Consider the following 18,918-nt stretch of genomic DNA (forward strand, 5'->3'; position numbering starts at 1 on the left):
TACACAGGCCGCCATCCGTGAAAAGTGAGGCCACACGGGGGCTGGCAGCTGCATCATACTCCGGCCAATCTGTAAATTCCTACCGGAGATTCGTTTCCGGGCGTAACCAAAGTGCCGCCGGGTGACGGCGGCACTCAGGATTAAAACATCAGATAACCGTAGCCCCAAATCACCACCGTCAGCGCCAGCAGTACTTCAAACACCAGGATACCGATAGCCAGGGTTGAGCCGGAAAAACGCAGGCTCTCTTCGCGGTCAATGTTCAGGAACATCGGAATGCCGACATATAACAGATAACCGGTGTAAACCATCGCCAGCGCGCCGGCCAGCAGGCACAGCCACACCAGTGGGTAAAGCGCCACCAGCCCGCTTAAAAACAGCGGTGTGGCAACATAACCGGCAAAAACCGTACAACGTTGCAGGGTGGGTCGTTGCGGGTAATCTCGCGCCATCCAGTGAATGACCTTGCCCATTACCGCCACGCCGCCGAGGATCAGGGCATAAAAAAGCACCGCTAAGGCAATACCGGTAAACAGTGAAAGTTGAATAGTCCGTCCTGCACCAAGATTCCACCCCAGTTGGGTCGTGCCGATAAAGGCGCAGATTACCGGGATCGCCGCCATAATCAGCACATGGTGGGTATAGTGGTGCGAAACGCTCTCGTTCTCTTGCTTAATTTCGCGCATTTCCTGATTGGGATGCGCCAGAAGTCCCCAGACATGATTCATAAAATCACTCCTCTGATACGACTAACCGCCAGCGTTCATCTGAGATCGGCGGACTCACTCCAAGTATACGTGTCGCTGGCATTTCCGGTGGGTTATTTGCACGTTTTTTCATCGATTTTTCCGGGCAATGAAGGAAAAGTATGAAATTTGGTGCTTTTCCCTGAAGCCAGCGCGATCCGGGTATAAAATTAGCCCTTCAGGCGCATTAACAGGAAGGTGAGTTTTGCATATCGATGTAAATGGACTGATTTCACAATACGGTTACTGGGCGCTGTTAATTGGTTGTCTTGCCGAAGGTGAAACTTTTACGTTATTAGGCGGCGTGGCGGCCCACGAAGGCCTGCTGCGCTATGGCTGGGTGGTACTGATCGCCGCGCTGGGCGGCACCCTTGGCGATCAAATTCTGTTTTATATTGGTCGCCATTACGGCACGACAATTCTCGGCCGGTTTAAAAAGCATCAGGACAAGATTGCCAAAGCCAATAAGATGATTCGCCGTCGTCCGACGCTGTTTGTGATTGGCGTGCGCTTTATGTACGGCTTCCGGCTGATTGGCCCGGTGATTATTGGCGCCAGTCGCTTGTCGCCCGGCAGATTTTTTCTGCTGAATATTATTGGCGCGCTGCTGTGGTCGCTGATTTTTGTTTCGCTGGGTTACGTCGGCGGACAGGTGATTGCCCCGTGGTTGCATCAGCTCGATCAGCACCTTAAACATTTGCTGTGGCTGGTGGCGGCAATAGTATTAGTGTGGGGTGTGCGTCTGGCGTTTCGTCGTTGGTCAAATAAGCGGGAACAATAAATTTTTTTATCGGGGCGACGCTGGCGTCGCCCCCAACACAATCATTGATTTTGCATAAAAAACTGCGGATTCGCCAGGGTAAAGCCACCATCGATAATAAATGACTGACCGGTGGTGTAAGTCGACCATTGTGAACAGAGCCACGCCACCATACTGGCTATCTCGCGGGTGTCGCCAGGGCGACCGGCCGGTATTTCTGGCATCGATATCTGATGCGCATCGCTGTTATCCATCTGGTTCATCGGCGTGGCGATAGCGCCCGGAGCCACCGCATTCACCAGAATTTTGTGTGGCAGTAAACTTAACGCCATTGACTGCGTCAGCCCGCCGAGCGCGTGCTTACTGGCACTGTAGGCCACTGAGCCGGGCAACGGCGTATGCTCATGCACCGAGGTGATATTAATAATCCGCCCCCCTTCGCCCTGCTTTACCATCTGGCGTGCGGCAATCTGCGCACAGACAAAAGCACCGTCAACGTTGACCGTAAACACCTTGCGCCAGTCTTCGAAGGTGGTTTCAAGGAAATCGGCTTTGATATTGACCCCGGCATTATTCACCAGCACATCAATGCGTCCCAGCCGGGCGATCAGATTTTCCAGCGACTTTCCACCCTGCTGCGGATCGGAAAGATCCAGCTGTTCGATTTCCGCTTTCTTACCGAGATCGCGCACCTGCTGCGCCGTCTGCTCTGCGCCTTCACTGTCCGATCGCCAGGTGATACCAATATCAAATCCCTGCTGCGCCAGCATAACGGCCGATGCCTGACCAATACCGGAATCCGATGCGGTGACGATGGCCACTTTGTTCGTTGGCTTACTCATGGTTTCCTCCTGAACTCAGTTATGGCTGACCTGCAAGTATAGACGTTATGGTTAATGCGGGGTTTTACTATATAAATCTTCAACTTAATTTACACTTCGTTGCGCTTCCTGCCGTCAGTGACGCCATCCGTTGACTATAGTGACAACTGGAAATAACGGATTTTAACGGGAGCGTTATGAAACAAGTTAAGCGAGAAATTGGCGATCACGGGGTCATTGGCGACCTGAGAACCTGCGCGCTGATTGCTAATGATGGCACCATCGATTACTTCTGCTGGCCCAATCTCGACAGCCCGTCAGTATTCACCGCCCTGCTCGACAGCGATGAGTCCGGGTTATTCAGCATCGCTCCCGACTGGACCGACGCCCGCCGTCAGCAACTCTATCTGCCGGATACCAACATTCTGCAAACCCGCTGGCTGGCCAAAGAGGGCGTGGCGGAAATCACCGACTATATGCCGCTGTGCGAGGAGCAGGACAAACAGCCGCGCATTATACGCCGGGTGAAAATGGTTCGAGGTGAAGCTCGCTTTCAACTGCGCTGCGCGCCGGTGCATGACTATGCCCGCGCCAATACGCAAGCCAGTCTGAAAGCGGGTTTAGTGGAGTTTTCCGCCGCCGGGCAGCCGACGCTGAGTCTGGCAGGCACCGAGCCACTGACGGTTGAAGGCGCAGCCGCAGTCGCCAGCTTTACTCTGAAAGACGGTGAACACGCCGAATTTATGTTTGGCTGTGCCGATGATGATCATCTGGCAGAACTGGAAACTGAATACTGTTTTCAGGAAACCTTTGATTTCTGGCGCAACTGGTCAGCAAAAAGTCATTATCAGGGACGCTGGCAGGAGAGAGTAAACCGCTCAGCGCTGGTACTTAAACTGCTGACCTCCTGGCAGCACGGTTCGATTGCCGCTGCCGCCACCTTTGGCCTGCCGGAAGAGCTGGGTGGCGAGCGCAACTGGGATTATCGCGCCTCGTGGATCCGCGACGCCTCTTTCAGCATGTACGCCCTGATGCGGCTCGGCTATACCTCGGAAGCACAAGATTTTACCCGCTGGGTCAGTCGCTGCGTTGAAAACAGCCATGATGAAGAAGAGAAATTGCAGGTGATGTACCGGCTGGACAGCGGCACCGAGCTGCACGAACTTGAGCTGCTGAACCTCTCCGGCTACGCGGGCTCCACGCCGGTACGCATTGGTAATGACGCCTGGCAACAAACTCAGCTGGATATTTATGGCGAACTGATGGACGCCATCTATCTGGCAAATAAATATGGCGAGGCGATTTCGCATCGCGGCTGGGAGAATGTCTGCCGGATGATCGATTACGTCTGTGAAAACTGGAACCAGCCCGATGCCGGGATCTGGGAAATGCGCGGTGAGGCGCAGCACTTTCTCCACTCGCGCCTGATGTGTTGGGTAGCGCTGGATCGGGCGCTGCGGCTGGGAATGAAACGTTCGCTGTCGATGCCGTATGAACGCTGGGATCGGGTGCGTGGCGAGATCCGCGCCGATATCTGGAACCATTTCTGGAATGAGAAACGGGGGCATTTTACCGCCACCCGTCACGGCGATGCACTGGATGCCTCCATGCTGCTGATGCCGCTGGTGCGCTTTGTCGGTGCCACCGATCCGCAGTGGCTGGCGACACTGGACGCAATTAAGGAAAATCTGGTCAGTGATGGTTTCGTGCGTCGTTATAACGTCGAAGAGACGCCCGCCGATGGGCTGGAGGGTGAAGAAGGCGCATTTGCTGCTTGCTCTTTCTGGTATGTCGAGTGTCTGGCGCGCGCCGGTCGGGTAGATGAAGCGCATTTTGAGTTTGAAAAGCTGCTAAGTTATGCCAATCCGCTCGGCCTGTATGCCGAGGAATTTGATACACGCGGCTATCCGCTCGGTAATACGCCACAAGCACTTAGCCATCTGGCACTTATTAGCGCCGCGTTTTTCCTTAACCGGAAACTGAGCGGTGAGGTTCCGCTCTGGCAGCCGTAAGGCGGAAAAAAACCGCAATCCGCCAGCAAAAGCTGGCGTGCGGAGCGACAATTTTACGTAAAGTTAGTTCAACTACGAAAAATCCTGGTTCCTTCCGGGGGCATTATGCCCATATAATGTGCACCCGGTCACAGACCGGAAATTGGGTCGATTCTCTAACAGCCTTTAAAGGCGCTAACACCTGAAGAACTATGAAAAAGACCATTCGCGCGATCGTCACACTGGCACTGGCATTTGCGGCATTCAGCCACTCTGCTTTTGCTGTGGTTTATCCCCTTCCGGAAAAAAATAGCCGGTTGATTGGTGAAAACCTGGAAATTACCGTTCCTCAAGACAGTAAACTGCCGCTGGAGGCCTTTGCTGCGCAGTACCAGATGGGCCTCAGCAACCTGCTTGAAGCTAACCCTGGCGTGGATGTTTATCTGCCGAAGGCCGGCAGCAAACTGATTATTCCTCAGCAGCTGATTCTGCCTGATGCGCCACGCGAAGGCATTGTGATCAACAGCGCTGAAATGCGTCTTTACTACTATCCGAAAGGCACCAAAACCGTGGTGGTTCTGCCTATCGGTATCGGTGAGTTAGGTAAAGATACGCCGATGGACTGGGTCACCAGCGTTCAGCGTAAGAAAGACGGCCCGACCTGGACCCCGACCAAAAAGATGCATGAAGAGTACGCCGCGCGCGGTGAAAAACTGCTTGATGTGTTCCCGGCAGGCCCGGATAACCCGATGGGTCTGTACGCGCTGTATATCGGTCGCCTGTACGCGATTCACGGCACCAATGCCAACTTTGGTATCGGCCTGCGCGTCAGCCACGGCTGCGTGCGTCTGCGCGCTGACGATATTAAATGGCTGTTCGACAATGTGCCGGTCGGCACCCGCGTGCAGTTTATTAACCAGCCGGTAAAAGCCAGCGTAGAGCCGGACGGTTCGCGTTACGTGGAAATCCATAACCCGCTGTCGACCACGGAAGAGCAGTTTAATTCCCGTGAGCCGGTGCCAATCACTATCACCCCTGCCGTCAGCAAAGTGGTGGTGGATGCCTCTGTGAATCAGACGGCGATGGACGCCGCGCTGAAAGCACGTAGCGGTATGCCGACGAAGGTGACTGGATTGTCAGAAAACGGCGAATCGGCACCGATTGCGATCCCGGAAGCGGATAACGCTCTGCCGATGGAGCAGGCCATGACGCCAGCGACGCCACAGAGCGCCGGTGCTCAGTCTGCTGACGCCGCTCAGCCTACGGATAGCGAGGGTGCAGCCCCGATCACCAATCAGGACACCACTGAAACCGGTGCGCCGGTTACCAGCGACAACCCGCTGTAACACTGGACACGGGAGCCGAAAACGGCTCCCCTGCACTATTTCTGACATCCGTTTTTTCGTAGGGGCGGCGTTCTCGCCGCCCGTGCCGAGTTTAGCACCTTGCATTCCCTCAAGACGGGAGTCGAAAACGGCCCCCCTACAGCATTCCAGAAATTCCGATGATTGTTCCTTAAACGATCAGCATTAGCCGAAAACGGCTCACCCGGGATATGTCTTTATCCAGTGAGTGACCACCTCGCCGTGGGCAAAAATACTGATAACTCATTATCTTGACGCTACCTGTTTAGCGCGCATAATTACGCCTCCGAAAAAGCATTATCGTCAGCCTGACAGGCTGCGCGCAAAGTGGCGATAAATCTGAGTCTTAGCAACGGGCACAAAGCATGAAGATCAATGTGATTGGTACCAGCGGCAGTGGCAAGTCGACCGTCGCGCGCGCCATTGCGCAGCGGCTGGCGCTGCCGTATATCGAAATGGATGCCCTGTTCTGGCAAAAAGACTGGGGTGAGAGCAGCGATCAGCAATTGTTTGCGCGTCTCGAACAGGCGCTGCAACAGCCGGGCTGGGTACTGGATGGTAATTATAATCGCAGCCAGTCGATTAAATGGCGTGATGTCGACACCATCATCTGGGTCGATTACAGCTTTACGCGCACGCTGTATCAGGCGATCAAACGCGCCATCACCCGCTGCTGGCATCAGCAGGAACTCTGGCCGGGGACGAACTGCCGGGAGAGCTTTCGTAAAAGCTTCCTGAGCCGCGATTCGATTATTCTCTGGACGCTAAAAACCTGGCGACTCAACCGGCGGCGTTATCAGGCACTGCTTTGCGACAGTCGCTTTCAACACCTGCATTTTGTGCGCCTGACCTCGCCGCAACATAGCCGCCAGTTTATCGCCGGATTGACGCCCGCAGCTTAACCCGCCGGGCTTCGCTGCGGCAAACTCAACAACCGCAAGGTGATCAGCACCGCCGTCAGCACCACCCCTGCCGCGGCCAGATATACCGACTGCATCCCCCAGTGTCCAATCAGAATGCCGGCTACCGGACCGGTGAGACCGAGTCCCAAATCAAGGAAAGCGGAATAGGTTCCCAGCGCACTGCCCTGGTTTTGCGGCTGCACCTGTTTCACCGCTTCCACTCCCAACGCCGGGAACACCAGCGAGAAGCCTGCGCCGGTCATAAATGCGCCGACGTCCACCAGCCACGGCGTTGCCGCCTGCCAGATAATCAGCAAGCCAACACACTCGATGAGGAATGACACCAGCGACACTTTCAGGCCACCAAAGCGGGTAATCATATTGCTGAATACCAGCCGCATCGCAATAAAGCCGAGGCTAAACAGCGTCAGGGCAAAAGCCGCGCCGCTCCAGTCACGACTGGCGAAATAGAGGGTGATAAAGGTGGCAATGACGCCAAAACCGATGGTGCCGAGCCCCAGTCCGAGACCGTACAGCCAGACGCGGGAAAACACCTGATGGAACGGAATGCGGTTAGCCACCGTCACCTTAATCGCCGGTTTTTTACTGGCCATCCAGAATCCCACCACCGCCATCAGAATAATCAATGAGGCAAAACCGGCGATACCGAACAGCTGATTCAGCATCACGCCAAGCGGCGCGCCAATCGCCATCGCCAGATAGGTGGCCACGCCATTCCACGAGATCACCCGCGCGGTTTGTAATGAGCCGACCACATTAATGCCCCATAATGTGGAACCGGTGCTGGTAAAGCTCTCGCCAACGCCGAGGAATACTCGCCCCAGCGCCAGCAGCAGCAGACTCAACCACGGCAGCGTCTGCGCCAGCACCGCGGCAATCGACAGCACTCCGCTCATCCCACAGCACACCAGCCCCAGCATCACGATACGTTTCGGCCCCAGGATATCCGCCAGCCGTCCCGACTGCGGGCGACTGATCAGGGTGGCAAAATACTGAATGCTGATAATTAAACCAGCCAGAAAGGAGCTGTAACCCAGCTGGTTATGGACAAATCCCGGCAGCACCGCCAGCGGTAAACCCACTGAGAGATAGCAGAAAAAGGTGAAGATAATGACCGAGATGATGCGCTTATTAAGCTGTACGTTACTGAGTGCAGGTGCTGAGGACATGGTAAAACCGTTTTAACCGGTGGGGGTGGAAATTATATGATACCCATCAATGGTTAAGAGATCCTGTTAAGATTGTTGCGAAATAATTGTGGCAATCTCAGCCGAGGTTTTTAACGCACGAATCTCACTGAACAGATCGGTCGCCTCGACATACTCTTTACGCAGATAGCCCAGCCACTGCTTAATGCGCGCTACATGATACAGCCCGGTGTCGCCCTGCTTCTCCAGCCGGGTATATTTTTGTAGTAATTGCACCACCTCAGGCCATGGCATGCGCGGTTCATTATATTTAATCACCCGGCTGAGATTCGGCACATTCAGCGCGCCGCGGCCAATCATCACCGCATCGCAACCGGTGACGGCGAGACAATCCTGCGCGCTTTGCCAGTCCCAGATTTCACCATTGGCAATCACCGGAATGCTTAAGCGCTGGCGGATCTCGCCAATCGCCTGCCAGTTAATGCGTTCAGCTTTATAGCCATCTTCTTTAGTGCGGCCATGTACCGCCAGTTCGGTCGCGCCAGCCTGTTGTACCGCATCGGCGATTTCAAACTGGCGATCGCCGGAATCCCAGCCAAGGCGTATCTTAACCGTTACCGGCAGTTCGCCCGGTACCGCTTCACGCATCGCTTTGGCAGCGCGATATATCAGTTCGGGATCTTTCAGCAAGGTGGCACCGCCGCCGCTGCCGTTCACCAGTTTTGACGGACAACCGCAATTGAGATCCACGCCCCAGGATCCGAGCGCGACCGCGCGCGCCGCGTTTTCCGCCAGCCACTGCGGGTACTGACCGAGTAGCTGCACGCGCACGCGGGTACCCGATGGCGTGCGGCTGGCGTGACGCAGCTCCGGGCAGAGACGGTAAAATGATTTTTCTGGCAACAGCTGATCGACCACCCGCAAAAATTCGGTGATGCAAAGATCGTAATCATTCACTTCGCTCAGCAACTCGCGAACCAGAGAGTCGAGAACGCCTTCCATTGGAGCCAGTAAAACCCGCATGCTTGTACACTCACAAAAATTGACGCGCAAGTTTACGAGTTTTCGAAGGGATGTGAAAGCCTGGAGGCGGCAATCGCTGCCGCAGATGAAGAGAGGGCCAGCATCGCTGCTGGCCCTTTATATCGATTAACCGTTGTTGGACGGGTTCGAGCGACGCTGACGGGTCACATTGCTGCGTGGTGCGCCATTGCTGCCGCCTTCCGTTTTGCCACCACGGCCAGCGGATGCTGCGCCCTGCCCCTGACGACGCTGACCATTACCCTGGCTGCGTTCGCCGCTGCCCTGGCTACGATTAGCGCCCTGGCCACGTTCACCGCTGCTCTGGCCGCGATGCCCCTGGCTCGGACCACGGCCACGACCACCGCCACCATTGCCACCGCGACCACCACCACCGCTGCCGCGACCGTTCTGAATCGGCTCAGCTTTGATGCTTGGATCCGGCTCGTAACCGTCGATGGCGATACGTGGAATTTCACGCTTCAGCACACGTTCGATATCACGCAGCAGTTTATGCTCGTCAACGCAAACCAGCGAAAGTGCTTCACCGGTGGCCGCCGCACGGCCGGTACGACCGATACGGTGAACATAATCTTCCGGTACGTTAGGCAGCTCGTAGTTAACCACATGCGGCAGCTCTTCGATATCGAGGCCACGCGCCGCAATATCGGTTGCCACCAGCACGCGAATACCGCCGTCTTTAAAATCGCTCAGTGCGCGAGTACGCGCGCCCTGGCTCTTATTACCGTGGATCGCCGCCGCGGTAATACCGTCTTTATTCAGCTGCTCCGCCAGATGGTTCGCGCCATGTTTGGTACGGGTAAACACCAGCACCTGCTGCCAGTTATCGCGACCAATCAGGAAAGATAACAGCTCACGCTTACGCTTCTTATCCACCATATGCACATGCTGGGTCACCTGCTCGGAAGCGGTGTTACGACGCGCCACTTCAACCTGTTCAGGATTAGTCAGCAGTTTTTCCGCCAGTGACTTGATCTCATCAGAGAAGGTGGCAGAGAACAGCAGGTTCTGACGTTTGGCAGGCAGTTTTGCCAGCACGCGGCGGATATCGTGAATAAAGCCCATATCCAGCATACGGTCGGCTTCATCAAGCACCAGCACTTCAATTTTGGACAGGTCAACCGCGTTCTGATGTTCGAGGTCGAGCAGACGGCCCGGTGTGGCCACCAGCACATCAACGCCACCGCGCAGTTTCATCATCTGCGGGTTAATGCTCACGCCGCCGAAAACCACCAGCGAGCGGATATTCAGATATTTGCTGTAATCACGGACGTTTTCGCCCACCTGCGCCGCCAGCTCACGGGTTGGCGTCAGGATTAACGCGCGCACCGGGCGACGGCCCTTGGCGTGCGGTTCGCTGCTGCTTAACAGCTGTAACAGCGGCAGCGTAAAGCCCGCGGTTTTACCAGTACCGGTTTGTGCGCTGGCCATCAGGTCACGACCTGCCAGAACCACCGGAATCGCCTGACGCTGGATTGGCGTTGGCTCACGGTAACCCTGTTCTTCAACAGCACGCAGAATGTCGGCGCTCAGGCCGAGAGAATCAAATGACATAAATTAGAGTAACTCCGGGTCCGCCCTGACCGTGTTCGACGGTGCAGTTTCCAGGGGGATAACTAGACGCCAGGCGAGCCTGACGTTTGAAAGGGGGGCACAAACTACGGTGCGTAAGCTTCTGATTGTAGCATCACCGCCGCCAACTCCCTAATGGTTCCGCTAACGGCCAGTATCGACAGATAAAAAAAGAGGCTGATTGCTCAGCCTCTTCTCTTTTTCGCCGCCGTCAGCTGCGCTTTTTCTGTGCGGCGCGCGCTGGTTCTTTCGCCAGTAGCGACACCACCGCCGGGCCGGCGAGCATCAGTACGCCGATTCCGCCGACCAACAGGTTGTTATGAATCACCCGTGACAGCAGGAACAGCACCAGCATCGCGGCACCAAAATAGTAAGTCGTGGTAACGTCTTCGAGAAAATCCCCGAGGTTACGTAAGCGCGGAATGCGCTGTGTCACCATCATAGCAACGAATACGCTGCTGTACATCGCCAGTAAAACCATGCTGACCTGGATAAGCGACTGATGTTTCCAGCCCCAGACCAGGGCAGCGATAAGCAACAGATGCAGTGAAATATGTACACAGGTTTGTCCGGTGACAATCTGAATACGGTTCGACCATTTCATCATTTTCTCCTGGCAGACCCAATACAGGGCGCCCAAGCTGTTACCGACAGGTGCCGGTGACAATTTCCTCAGACTAACGCAATTTTCGGATAATGCCGCAAATTACCGCTCATATCGGCACTCTTTTGTGACAAAGACTACACTTTATCCTTAACAAATCCAAAAGGAGAGCGCACAGAGTATGTCACAAAATGCGCAAGGATTTTCATTTAAAGTCCTGACGATTAATACCCATAAGGGTTTCAGCGCCTCAAACCGGCGCTTTATCCTGCCAGAATTGCGCGATGCGGTACGGGCAACGGCGGCAGACATTGTTTTCTTACAAGAGGTGATGGGCACCCACGAAACGCATCCGTTGCGCGTCGAAAACTGGCCGGACACACCTCATTACGAATTTCTTGCCGATACCATGTGGAATGATTATGCCTATGGCCGCAATGCGGTCTATCCGGAAGGCGATCACGGTAATGCCGTGCTGTCGCGTTTCCCGATTGTCGAGTACCAAAACCTCGATATCTCGGTCGAGGGCACGGAAAAGCGCGGCATGCTGCACTGTAAGTTGCGGGTGCCGGATCGTGATATCACTCTGCATGTGGTCTGCGTGCATCTCGGCCTGCGCGATGCGCACCGTTCCGCGCAGCTGGATATGATGTGCGACATGTTGCAGGCGCTACCAGCCGATGCGCCGGTGGTGGTCGCCGGTGATTTTAACGACTGGCAGCAGCGCGCCAGTCAGCGGTTGCAGCGCTGTGCCGGGCTGGACGAGGTATTCAGCCGTAAAAATGGCAAGCCGGCGCGCACCTTCCCCGCCGGCTTTCCGCTGCTGCGCCTTGATCGCATCTATGTGCGCAACGCCAGCGCCAGCCATCCGCAGGCGCTGCCGCGCAAACCCTGGTCCCACCTTTCCGATCACGCGCCGCTGGCAGTGGAGATTCACCTATGACAATGCAATGGCGCGAAGGCAACCGCATCCGGTTGCTGGAAAATGGCGAAGCATTCTTCCCGCGGGTGTATGGCGCGATACGCCGTGCGCAGCGCAGTCTGCTGCTGGAAACCTTTATCCTGTTCGAGGATGAAGTGGGTAAAGAACTGCATGGCGTATTACTGGAAGCGGCACGACGTGGCGTCAAAATTGAAATGATGGTCGATGGCTATGGTTCACCGGATCTGTCCGACGACTATGTGCAGAGCCTGACATCCGCTGGCGTGCGCTTTCTCTATTACGACCCGCGACCGCTGGTGCTGGGAATGCGCACCAACGTGTTCCGCCGTCTGCACCGCAAAATCGTGGTGGCCGATAATGAGATCGCCTTTGTCGGCGGGATTAACTTCTCGGCTGAGCATATCAGCAGCTACGGGCCGCAGGCCAAGCAGGATTATGCCGTGGAGGTTAAAGGGCCGATCGTTGAGGATATTGCTCGCTACGTGCAGCAACAGATTGGCAGCGAACAGCCTGGCCGCCGCTGGTGGCACCGCTCGCACCGCCCGGCTCAAAATCGCACGCCGGATGATGCGCAGGCGCTGTTTGTCTTTCGCGATAATGATGAACATCGGGATGATATCGAGCAGAACTATATCGATATGCTGCAAAATGCCCGCGAAGATGTGATTATCGCCAACGCCTACTTTTTCCCCGGCTATCGCCTGCTGCGGGAAATGCGCAATGCGGCACAGCGCGGAGTGCGCATCCGACTGATTGTGCAGGGCGAGCCGGATATGCCGATTGTTAAAGTCGGGGCCGAGCTGCTGTACAACTATCTGTCCGATGCCGGGGTGGAAATCTACGAATATATTCGTCGCCCGCTGCACGGCAAAATCGCGGTAAAGGATCGGCAGTGGGCCACCGTCGGCTCCAGTAATCTTGATCCGCTGAGTCTGTCGCTGAATCTCGAAGCGAATCTGATTATTCACGATCGCCAGTTTAACCAGCAGTTACGCGACAATCTTGATCGGCTGATGGCGGAAGATTGTCAGCGCGTCGATGAAAGCCTGTTACCGAAACGCAGCTGGTGGCATCTCACCAAAAGCGTGATTGTATTCCACTTTCTGCGCCATTTTCCGGCAATCGCTGGCTGGCTTCCTGCCCATACGCCAAAGCTGACGCTGGTGGAGCCGCCGGTGCAGCCGGAAATGGAAACCCAGGACCGCGTGGATGCCGATAATCAGGGAGCAAAATTCTAATGTCAAAAGCGCATCCGAAGTGGAAACTGGCGAAAAAAATCCTCACCTGGCTGTTTTTTGCCGCCGTGATTGTGCTGCTGGTGGTGTACGCCAAAAAGGTCAACTGGGAAGACGTGTATAACGTCATCATCAATTACAACCGTACGGCGATCCTGGCAGCGGTGGCTCTGGTGATTGTCAGCTATCTGACCTACGGCCTGTACGATCTGATTGGCCGCGCCTACTGCGGTCATAAACTGGCAAAACGCCAGGTGATGCTGGTGTCGTTTATCTGCTACGCGTTTAATCTGACGCTCAGTACCTGGGTCGGCGGCGTGGCGATGCGCTATCGCCTCTATTCACGTCTCGGCTTACCTGGCAGCACCATTACGCGCATCTTTTCACTCAGCATTGCCACCAACTGGCTGGGCTATATCTTACTGGCCGGGGTGGTGTTCAGTGGGGGGATGGTGCCGATTCCCAAAGGCTGGTTTATCGGAGAAGGTACCCTGCGGATTATTGGCGTGGCGCTGCTGGCGTTGGTGGTGGTGTATCTGGCGCTCTGTGCCTTTTCAAAACGCCGCCGCTGGACAATTAAGGGCCAGAAACTGGCGCTGCCATCGCTGCGCATGGCGCTGTTTCAGTTTGCCGTATCCTGCGCGAACTGGATGGTGATGGGTGCAATAATCTGGCTGCTGCTGGCACAGCAGGTGGACTACCCGATTGTGCTGGGCGTGTTGCTGATCAGCAGTATCGCCGGAGTGATTATTCATATTCCGGCCGGGATTGGCGTACTGGAAGCGGTGTTCCTCGCCCTGTTAAGCGGTCAGCACGCCTCACATGGCAGCATTATTGCCGCGCTGCTGGCTTATCGCGTGCTCTACTTTATCGCCCCGCTGTTGCTGGCGCTGGTGCTCTATTTATGGCTGGAGGGTCGCGCCAATAGTTTGCGCAAGCGCAATGAGCTAAGGCTGTAGGGGCGCGATTTTCGGTTAATAATGGAAGTTGGAGGGGAGCCGTTTTTGGCTCCCGTACTGATGGCATGCAGGGTGCTGACCCTCGGCACGGGCGGCGAGAACGCCGCCCCTTCGGAAATGTTAAGGGTGTATTATCGGCGGTTGCCGAAAATACGTAACAGCATCAGGAACAGATTGATAAAGTCCAGATACAGCGTCAGCGCGCCCATAATCGAGAAACGACGCAGATTTTCTTTGTCGTCAACATTAATCCCTTCACCAATATTTTTCAGTTTCTGCGTGTCGTAAGCGGTCAGACCCACAAACACAATGACACCGATATAGGTTACCGCCCACATCAGCGCGGTGCTTTTCAGCCAGAAGTTTACCAGCGTCGCCAGGATGATACCGATCAGCGCCATAAACAGCATATTGCCCATGCCGCTTAAATCACGCCTGGTGGTATAGCCCCAGAAACTCATGGCACCAAACATCCCGGCAGTGATGAAGAAGGTACTGGCGATGGATGAGTAGGTGTAGACGAGGAAAATACTCGCCATGGTTAAACCGGTCAGCGCCGAATAGAGCATAAACAGCGCGGTTGCCACTGCCCCGCTCATCTTATGCACCATACCGGACAGCACAAACACCAGCACCAGCTGCACGATAATCAGACCGAAAAAGGTAATCTGGTTGGCAAATACCAGCTGCATCACCGCCGGGGTATTTGCCGCAAACCAGGAGACAAAAGCGGTCAACAGCAGACCACAGGTCATCCAGCCGTAGACTTGCGCCATATACGTTTGCAGGCCGGTACCGGCTTGCTGAACAATCGAACCGTTAGAACGTGGATATCGATCCATGATGCGCTCCTTAGCGTAAAGTGAAGTTAATCCGTAAAGTCTGGCACAATTTGGGCCGTTTTTACTACAGATGCAGTTTTACAATTCATTTCCCGACGGCGTGAGCATTATCACTGGCGCGCCATACAGGCCTGATAGCGACTGTCGACCCGCTGAGCGAACCAGGCGGTCGTCAGATTGCGGGTGATTTTCGGGCTTTCCAGTTTAATGCCCGGCAATATCTCACGCGGCAAGCGCTTACCGGCGGTCTTATCGGCCAGCGTGAACAGATCTTTCCACAGATCGGTTTTTTCAAACTCCGGCGTATCGCCTTTCTCCAGCGCGCGACGAATCGCTCGATCGCTGATATTCAACTGCTTAGCCAGCGTCCGCACCGCCAGTTCCGTTGAGCTGGGCTGGTCGGAACCGTAAATAATCAGATCGCCATCCAGCGCCAGCTTCATGCCGCTGGCGCGGGTTACCGCCGCCTGAAACGCCGCATTACGGCTGGCATACCAGCCCGCGTTAAAGTCGGCAAAGCGATAGAGCGGCTGACTGTAGTTGGCCGGATAACCCAGCAGATGACGGGTGCCGAACCAGATACCGCCGCGACGGCTGAACACTTCGCGGCGAATCGAGCCGTCAATCGGATACGGATAGCCTTTGGCATTGGCTTCGGCGAAAGCAATGCTGACCTGCATCGGCCCGCCGGTATGCACCGGATTAAGATTGCCAAACAGCGTCTGCCCCATTGGCACGATATCGATAAAATCGTCGAAAATGGCGCTCAGTTCTTTTTCACTGCGCACCGTGTCGAGGCGTTCATTGTAGCTTTTGCCATTCGGCGATTTGATCAGTAACGCGGTGCGCACCATAAACAGCGGTACGTGAACTTTCGCCGCACGACGTTCAATTTCACCCCAGGCGATTTTCGGCAGTCCCGGCACCGGCGAGTCGGCATTAAAGGTCGATTCCTGCTCGGTCACGGCAATCACCGCACAAATATTGGCGTTGCTCGGCTCAATTTCCTGAGTACGTAAGGCGGTATAAATATCCGTCGCCCACGCTGATTTATTGCTGACTTTGGTCGGCATCAACCGGGTAATCTGTGATTTAACCTCGGCCGGGCTTTTTGCCGGTGCCTCGATGGTTTTTTTAGTACTACATCCTGCCAGCACTAACAGAGCTGACAGCAAAATGCCGCGCAGGCGAAATGGGGATAACATGCCGGTCCTTAGGATTTTTTTATGCTGCAGGCACCTTAACTAACCTGCAACCGCGAATCCATCAGATTAGACCATTTTTCCCCGACTCAGGCGGGCTGATACGCCGGATAAGTAAAAAACAGCAGATGCAGCAGATTGAGGGCGAAATGGAACAGCGCCGCAACCCACAGGCTTCCGGTCCACATCCATGCCAGTCCATAAATTACCCCGGCCAGCGTGGCGAAGACCACCAGCAAGGTGCCGCCGGCCAGATGGCTGATGCCGAACAGCAGCGCAGAGATCAGTAAACCGTTGACCGGCCCGATTAACTGGCTGAGACGCCGCTGTAAGTAGCCGCGAAACAGCGCTTCTTCGGCCAGGCTGACAAAAAACAGATTGGCCAGCGCAAACTGCCAGAACCATGTCGGATAGTGCAGTTCCAGCTTTAAGCCCCCGGCAGCGGTTGCCAGCAGCAGCAGCAATGGCAGCGCGGCGATCAGCAGCAGCCAGTAATACGGCCGGCTGCGGCGCAGCGGTTTGCAGGAGAAAAGCGTCGGCAGAATGGCGAGTAACACGAAGGGAATAAGCGCCTTATCGAAGTGATAACACATGGTAAATGGCGCGCTCTGCGCACCGGCACGCACTTTATTCAGCACATTCTGATGATTAAATCCGGGAACAAAATGGCTGAGTAACGTCAGGGCGATTAACAGTAAAAGGAGTTCGGCGCTGATGGCAATTGCCGGGAGATGGCGATAACGGTTAAGCAGCAGAGAAATCACCGCCACGCCCACCATTACCCACAAACCAAATGGCTCCACCCCCCCGGACCAGGCAGCCCAGATAGCGCTCAGCACCAGCAACACTATGCCAGCGTTACGGTTAACCCCTGCGGTAAATAACGAAGTAGCCAGTAAGATCCACATAAAAAGTCCTTTTTATTCCCTGGATAAAACACCGGTGTAACGTCTTTTACTGGCGACCCGCAGCGCTATCCTTGATGCGGATGGGGACCAGTGGTGTATGACCACGCATTTGGCTGTTGGCTAATCTTAGCGTCACTAAGGGAGCAACGCCACCGGCTGATTAATCCCAGCGACGCGCGGCCTGCTGGTCACTGTCGCGCGCATCCACCCAGCGGTCGCCCTCAGGTGTCGCCTCGCGCTTCCAGAACGGGGCGCGGGTTTTCAGGTAATCCATAATAAACTCAGCGGCAGCAAACGCCGCCGCACGATGCGCGCCGGTAACGCCTACCATCACGATCTCATCGCCGGGAAACAGCTCGCCCACACGATGGATTACCGTGACGCGCTGCAACGGCCAGCGCTGACGCGCCTCAACCACGATCTCTTCCAGCGCTTTTTCCGTCATGCCCGGATAGTGCTCCAGCGTCAGCGCGGAAACATCATCCCCGAGGTTGTGATTACGCACTTTGCCGGTAAAAGTAACCACTGCGCCATCTTCATCGCAGGCGGCCAGCCACTGATACTCGTCGCCCATGGAAAACGGCTGATGGCCGACGCGAATACGGGTTTCCATCTTAACCTCCGGTGACCGGTGGAAAAAAGGCCACTTCATCGCCAGCCTTCAGCGGATGTTGCATCGACACCAGCGTCTGATTCACCGCCGCCAGCAATTTGCCGGACTCCAGCGCCAGCGCCCATCGATCGCCCTGCTCTGCCAGCGCAACGCGCAGGCTTTCCACATCCGGATAATCCGCGTTCAGGGTTAACCGATCGCTGCCCACCAGTTCACGCACCTGGGCGAAAAACAGGACGTTAATCATGGGTCACCGCCTGAAAATCGCCGGATTTGCCGCCACTTTTGCTGATCAGGCGCAAATTATCGATGGTGATATCCTTTTGTACCGCTTTACACATGTCGTAGATGGTCAGTGCAGCCACCGATGCCGCGGTCAGCGCTTCCATTTCCACGCCGGTTTTACCGGTTAAGCGACAGCGCGACTCAACCCGCACCCGACTCTGCTCCGGCTCGGCGGTGAGCGTCACTTCGACTTTGCTCAGCATCAGCGGATGACATAACGGAATCAGTTCCCAGGTACGTTTGGCAGCCTGAATCCCGGCGATACGGGCAGTGGCAAACACATCGCCTTTATGGTGGCTGCCATCAATAATCATTTGCAGAGTATCGGGGTGCATCACCACCCAGGCTTCGGCGCAGGCTTCACGCACCGTTTCAGTTTTGGCGGAAACATCCACCATATGCGCCTCACCCGAGGCATTGATATGAGTTAATTGCGACATCGTTACGGCTTCTTTAAGTGCGAAATAAAGTTACACGGGCGGGTGCGGGCATCGAGCTGGTCGACAATAATGCGCTCCCACGCGCTGCGGCAGGCATTACCGGAACCCGGTATCGCAAAAATTAGCGTCTGGTTGGCCATTCCGGCCAGCGCACGCGATTGCAGGGTAGCACTGCCGATATCTTCGTATGACACCATGCGAAACAGCTCGCCGAAGCCTTCAATTTCACGGTCAAACAACGGCTGCAACGCCTCCGGCGTACTGTTACCGGCACTGAACCCGGTGCCACCGTTAATCAGAATCACCTGCACATCACTGCTGGCAATCCAGCTGGAGACAATGGCGCGAATCCGGTACTTGTTGTCTTTAACGATCGCGTGGTCAATGACCTGATGTCCGGCTTCAGCCGCGGCTTCACGCAGATAGTCACCGGAGGTGTCGTCCGACGCGTCGCGGCGGTCGGAAACGGTTAATACGGCAATCGCCGCAGGAATAAATTCGGAGGGTGTTTTGCCCATTAT

At 55.5% G+C, this 18,918-nt stretch carries 20 protein-coding genes; 7 read left to right on the forward strand and 13 right to left on the reverse strand.

Annotated features, from left to right (window positions below; translation table 11 throughout):
- Positions 1-140 precede the first annotated feature (140 nt).
- Positions 141-728, reverse strand: coding sequence for a Yip1 family protein (locus NG42_RS00740; protein WP_052896727.1), 588 nt, complete (start codon positions 726-728; stop codon positions 141-143).
- A gap of 223 nt (positions 729-951) precedes the next feature.
- Between NG42_RS00740 and NG42_RS00745 the strand changes: the two genes are divergently transcribed.
- Positions 952-1,527 (forward strand): DedA family protein, encoded by a 576-nt coding sequence (locus tag NG42_RS00745; RefSeq protein WP_052896729.1) that lies wholly within the window; start codon positions 952-954, stop codon positions 1,525-1,527.
- Between the two features lie 41 nt (positions 1,528-1,568).
- On the opposite strand, the gene NG42_RS00750 is transcribed toward NG42_RS00745, so the two are convergent.
- A complete protein-coding gene (locus NG42_RS00750; protein WP_052896730.1) occupies positions 1,569-2,348 on the reverse strand; it encodes an SDR family oxidoreductase in 780 nt (259 codons plus the stop codon).
- 176 nt (positions 2,349-2,524) lie between these two features.
- Between NG42_RS00750 and NG42_RS00755 the strand changes: the two genes are divergently transcribed.
- From NG42_RS00755 to NG42_RS00765, 3 genes are all read left to right on the forward strand, one after another.
- Positions 2,525-4,339, forward strand: coding sequence for a glycoside hydrolase family 15 protein (locus NG42_RS00755; protein WP_052896733.1), 1,815 nt, complete (start codon positions 2,525-2,527; stop codon positions 4,337-4,339).
- A gap of 191 nt (positions 4,340-4,530) precedes the next feature.
- Positions 4,531-5,664 (forward strand): L,D-transpeptidase family protein, encoded by a 1,134-nt coding sequence (locus NG42_RS00760; RefSeq protein ID WP_053115597.1) that lies wholly within the window; start codon positions 4,531-4,533, stop codon positions 5,662-5,664.
- Positions 5,665-6,047: 383 nt separating this feature from the next.
- Complete coding sequence (locus NG42_RS00765; RefSeq protein WP_052896736.1) at positions 6,048-6,584, forward strand: shikimate kinase; 537 nt, start codon at positions 6,048-6,050, stop codon at positions 6,582-6,584.
- On the opposite strand, the gene NG42_RS00770 is transcribed toward NG42_RS00765, so the two are convergent.
- The 4 genes from NG42_RS00770 to NG42_RS00785 all read right to left on the reverse strand — a co-directional run bounded on the left by NG42_RS00770 (position 6,581) and on the right by NG42_RS00785 (position 10,970).
- Complete coding sequence (locus NG42_RS00770) at positions 6,581-7,774, reverse strand: MFS transporter (protein WP_052896739.1); 1,194 nt, start codon at positions 7,772-7,774, stop codon at positions 6,581-6,583. The genes NG42_RS00765 and NG42_RS00770 overlap by 4 nt on opposite strands.
- Positions 7,775-7,840: 66 nt before the next feature.
- On the reverse strand, positions 7,841-8,776 hold the full coding sequence (gene dusC, locus NG42_RS00775) for a tRNA dihydrouridine(16) synthase DusC (protein WP_052896742.1): 936 nt from the start codon (positions 8,774-8,776) through the stop codon (positions 7,841-7,843).
- Between the two features lie 126 nt (positions 8,777-8,902).
- Positions 8,903-10,348, reverse strand: coding sequence for an ATP-dependent RNA helicase RhlE (gene rhlE, locus NG42_RS00780; RefSeq protein WP_052896745.1), 1,446 nt, complete (start codon positions 10,346-10,348; stop codon positions 8,903-8,905).
- 229 nt (positions 10,349-10,577) lie between these two features.
- The gene (locus tag NG42_RS00785; protein ID WP_052896748.1) at positions 10,578-10,970 is read right to left on the reverse strand and encodes a YbhQ family protein; all 393 of its coding nucleotides are present in this window, start codon (positions 10,968-10,970) and stop codon (positions 10,578-10,580) included.
- A gap of 181 nt (positions 10,971-11,151) precedes the next feature.
- Between NG42_RS00785 and NG42_RS00790 the strand changes: the two genes are divergently transcribed.
- From NG42_RS00790 to NG42_RS00800, 3 genes are read left to right on the forward strand one after another with little or no spacing between them, the layout of a single operon-like run.
- Complete coding sequence (locus NG42_RS00790; RefSeq protein ID WP_052896751.1) at positions 11,152-11,913, forward strand: endonuclease/exonuclease/phosphatase family protein; 762 nt, start codon at positions 11,152-11,154, stop codon at positions 11,911-11,913.
- Positions 11,910-13,151: a cardiolipin synthase ClsB gene (gene clsB / locus NG42_RS00795; RefSeq protein WP_052896754.1), complete on the forward strand. Its 1,242-nt coding sequence runs from the start codon at positions 11,910-11,912 to the stop codon at positions 13,149-13,151. Before NG42_RS00790 ends, clsB begins: the two co-directional genes overlap by 4 nt.
- Positions 13,151-14,107, forward strand: coding sequence for a lysylphosphatidylglycerol synthase domain-containing protein (locus NG42_RS00800; RefSeq protein ID WP_052896757.1), 957 nt, complete (start codon positions 13,151-13,153; stop codon positions 14,105-14,107). Before clsB ends, NG42_RS00800 begins: the two co-directional genes overlap by 1 nt.
- A gap of 131 nt (positions 14,108-14,238) precedes the next feature.
- Here NG42_RS00800 and NG42_RS00805 read toward each other — a convergent pair whose 3' ends face one another.
- The 7 genes from NG42_RS00805 to moaB all read right to left on the reverse strand — a co-directional run bounded on the left by NG42_RS00805 (position 14,239) and on the right by moaB (position 18,915).
- Positions 14,239-14,949 (reverse strand): Bax inhibitor-1/YccA family protein, encoded by a 711-nt coding sequence (locus tag NG42_RS00805; RefSeq protein ID WP_052896760.1) that lies wholly within the window; start codon positions 14,947-14,949, stop codon positions 14,239-14,241.
- Between the two features lie 110 nt (positions 14,950-15,059).
- Positions 15,060-16,154, reverse strand: a complete 1,095-nt coding sequence (locus NG42_RS00810; RefSeq protein ID WP_052896772.1) for a DUF1615 domain-containing protein — start codon at positions 16,152-16,154, stop codon at positions 15,060-15,062.
- Between the two features lie 86 nt (positions 16,155-16,240).
- A complete protein-coding gene (locus NG42_RS00815; protein WP_052896774.1) occupies positions 16,241-17,059 on the reverse strand; it encodes a CPBP family intramembrane glutamic endopeptidase in 819 nt (272 codons plus the stop codon).
- Between the two features lie 160 nt (positions 17,060-17,219).
- Complete coding sequence (moaE, locus tag NG42_RS00820) at positions 17,220-17,672, reverse strand: molybdopterin synthase catalytic subunit MoaE (protein ID WP_052896776.1); 453 nt, start codon at positions 17,670-17,672, stop codon at positions 17,220-17,222.
- A gap of 1 nt (position 17,673) precedes the next feature.
- Positions 17,674-17,919 (reverse strand): molybdopterin synthase sulfur carrier subunit, encoded by a 246-nt coding sequence (gene moaD, locus NG42_RS00825; RefSeq protein ID WP_052896778.1) that lies wholly within the window; start codon positions 17,917-17,919, stop codon positions 17,674-17,676.
- Entirely contained in the window at positions 17,912-18,397 is a 486-nt protein-coding gene (gene moaC / locus NG42_RS00830; protein WP_052896780.1) for a cyclic pyranopterin monophosphate synthase MoaC, read from the reverse strand. The genes moaD and moaC overlap by 8 nt, the downstream gene beginning before the upstream one ends.
- Before the next feature lie 2 nt (positions 18,398-18,399).
- Positions 18,400-18,915: a molybdenum cofactor biosynthesis protein B gene (gene moaB, locus NG42_RS00835; RefSeq protein ID WP_052896782.1), complete on the reverse strand. Its 516-nt coding sequence runs from the start codon at positions 18,913-18,915 to the stop codon at positions 18,400-18,402.
- Between the last annotated feature and the right edge of the window lie 3 nt (positions 18,916-18,918).

This window comes from Winslowiella iniecta, assembly GCF_001267535.1.
GTDB classification, from domain to species: domain Bacteria; phylum Pseudomonadota; class Gammaproteobacteria; order Enterobacterales; family Enterobacteriaceae; genus Erwinia; species Erwinia iniecta.

What these genes read in the sequence shown, in the direction of transcription:
- NG42_RS00740 (WP_052896727.1), bottom strand. Translation starts at nt 728, where the DNA reads ATGAATCATGTCTGGGGACTTCTGGCGCATCCCAATCAGGAAATGCGC.
- NG42_RS00750 (WP_052896730.1), bottom strand. Translation starts at nt 2,348, where the DNA reads ATGAGTAAGCCAACGAACAAAGTGGCCATCGTCACCGCATCGGATTCC.
- NG42_RS00755 (WP_052896733.1), top strand. Translation starts at nt 2,525, where the DNA reads ATGAAACAAGTTAAGCGAGAAATTGGCGATCACGGGGTCATTGGCGAC.
- NG42_RS00760 (WP_053115597.1), top strand. Translation starts at nt 4,531, where the DNA reads ATGAAAAAGACCATTCGCGCGATCGTCACACTGGCACTGGCATTTGCG.
- NG42_RS00765 (WP_052896736.1), top strand. Translation starts at nt 6,048, where the DNA reads ATGAAGATCAATGTGATTGGTACCAGCGGCAGTGGCAAGTCGACCGTC.
- NG42_RS00770 (WP_052896739.1), bottom strand. Translation starts at nt 7,774, where the DNA reads ATGTCCTCAGCACCTGCACTCAGTAACGTACAGCTTAATAAGCGCATC.
- dusC (WP_052896742.1), bottom strand. Translation starts at nt 8,776, where the DNA reads ATGCGGGTTTTACTGGCTCCAATGGAAGGCGTTCTCGACTCTCTGGTT.
- rhlE (WP_052896745.1), bottom strand. Translation starts at nt 10,348, where the DNA reads ATGTCATTTGATTCTCTCGGCCTGAGCGCCGACATTCTGCGTGCTGTT.
- NG42_RS00785 (WP_052896748.1), bottom strand. Translation starts at nt 10,970, where the DNA reads ATGAAATGGTCGAACCGTATTCAGATTGTCACCGGACAAACCTGTGTA.
- NG42_RS00790 (WP_052896751.1), top strand. Translation starts at nt 11,152, where the DNA reads ATGTCACAAAATGCGCAAGGATTTTCATTTAAAGTCCTGACGATTAAT.
- clsB (WP_052896754.1), top strand. Translation starts at nt 11,910, where the DNA reads ATGACAATGCAATGGCGCGAAGGCAACCGCATCCGGTTGCTGGAAAAT.
- NG42_RS00800 (WP_052896757.1), top strand. Translation starts at nt 13,151, where the DNA reads ATGTCAAAAGCGCATCCGAAGTGGAAACTGGCGAAAAAAATCCTCACC.
- NG42_RS00805 (WP_052896760.1), bottom strand. Translation starts at nt 14,949, where the DNA reads ATGGATCGATATCCACGTTCTAACGGTTCGATTGTTCAGCAAGCCGGT.
- NG42_RS00810 (WP_052896772.1), bottom strand. Translation starts at nt 16,154, where the DNA reads ATGTTATCCCCATTTCGCCTGCGCGGCATTTTGCTGTCAGCTCTGTTA.
- NG42_RS00815 (WP_052896774.1), bottom strand. Translation starts at nt 17,059, where the DNA reads ATGTGGATCTTACTGGCTACTTCGTTATTTACCGCAGGGGTTAACCGT.
- moaE (WP_052896776.1), bottom strand. Translation starts at nt 17,672, where the DNA reads ATGGAAACCCGTATTCGCGTCGGCCATCAGCCGTTTTCCATGGGCGAC.
- moaD (WP_052896778.1), bottom strand. Translation starts at nt 17,919, where the DNA reads ATGATTAACGTCCTGTTTTTCGCCCAGGTGCGTGAACTGGTGGGCAGC.
- moaC (WP_052896780.1), bottom strand. Translation starts at nt 18,397, where the DNA reads ATGTCGCAATTAACTCATATCAATGCCTCGGGTGAGGCGCATATGGTG.
- moaB (WP_052896782.1), bottom strand. Translation starts at nt 18,915, where the DNA reads ATGGGCAAAACACCCTCCGAATTTATTCCTGCGGCGATTGCCGTATTA.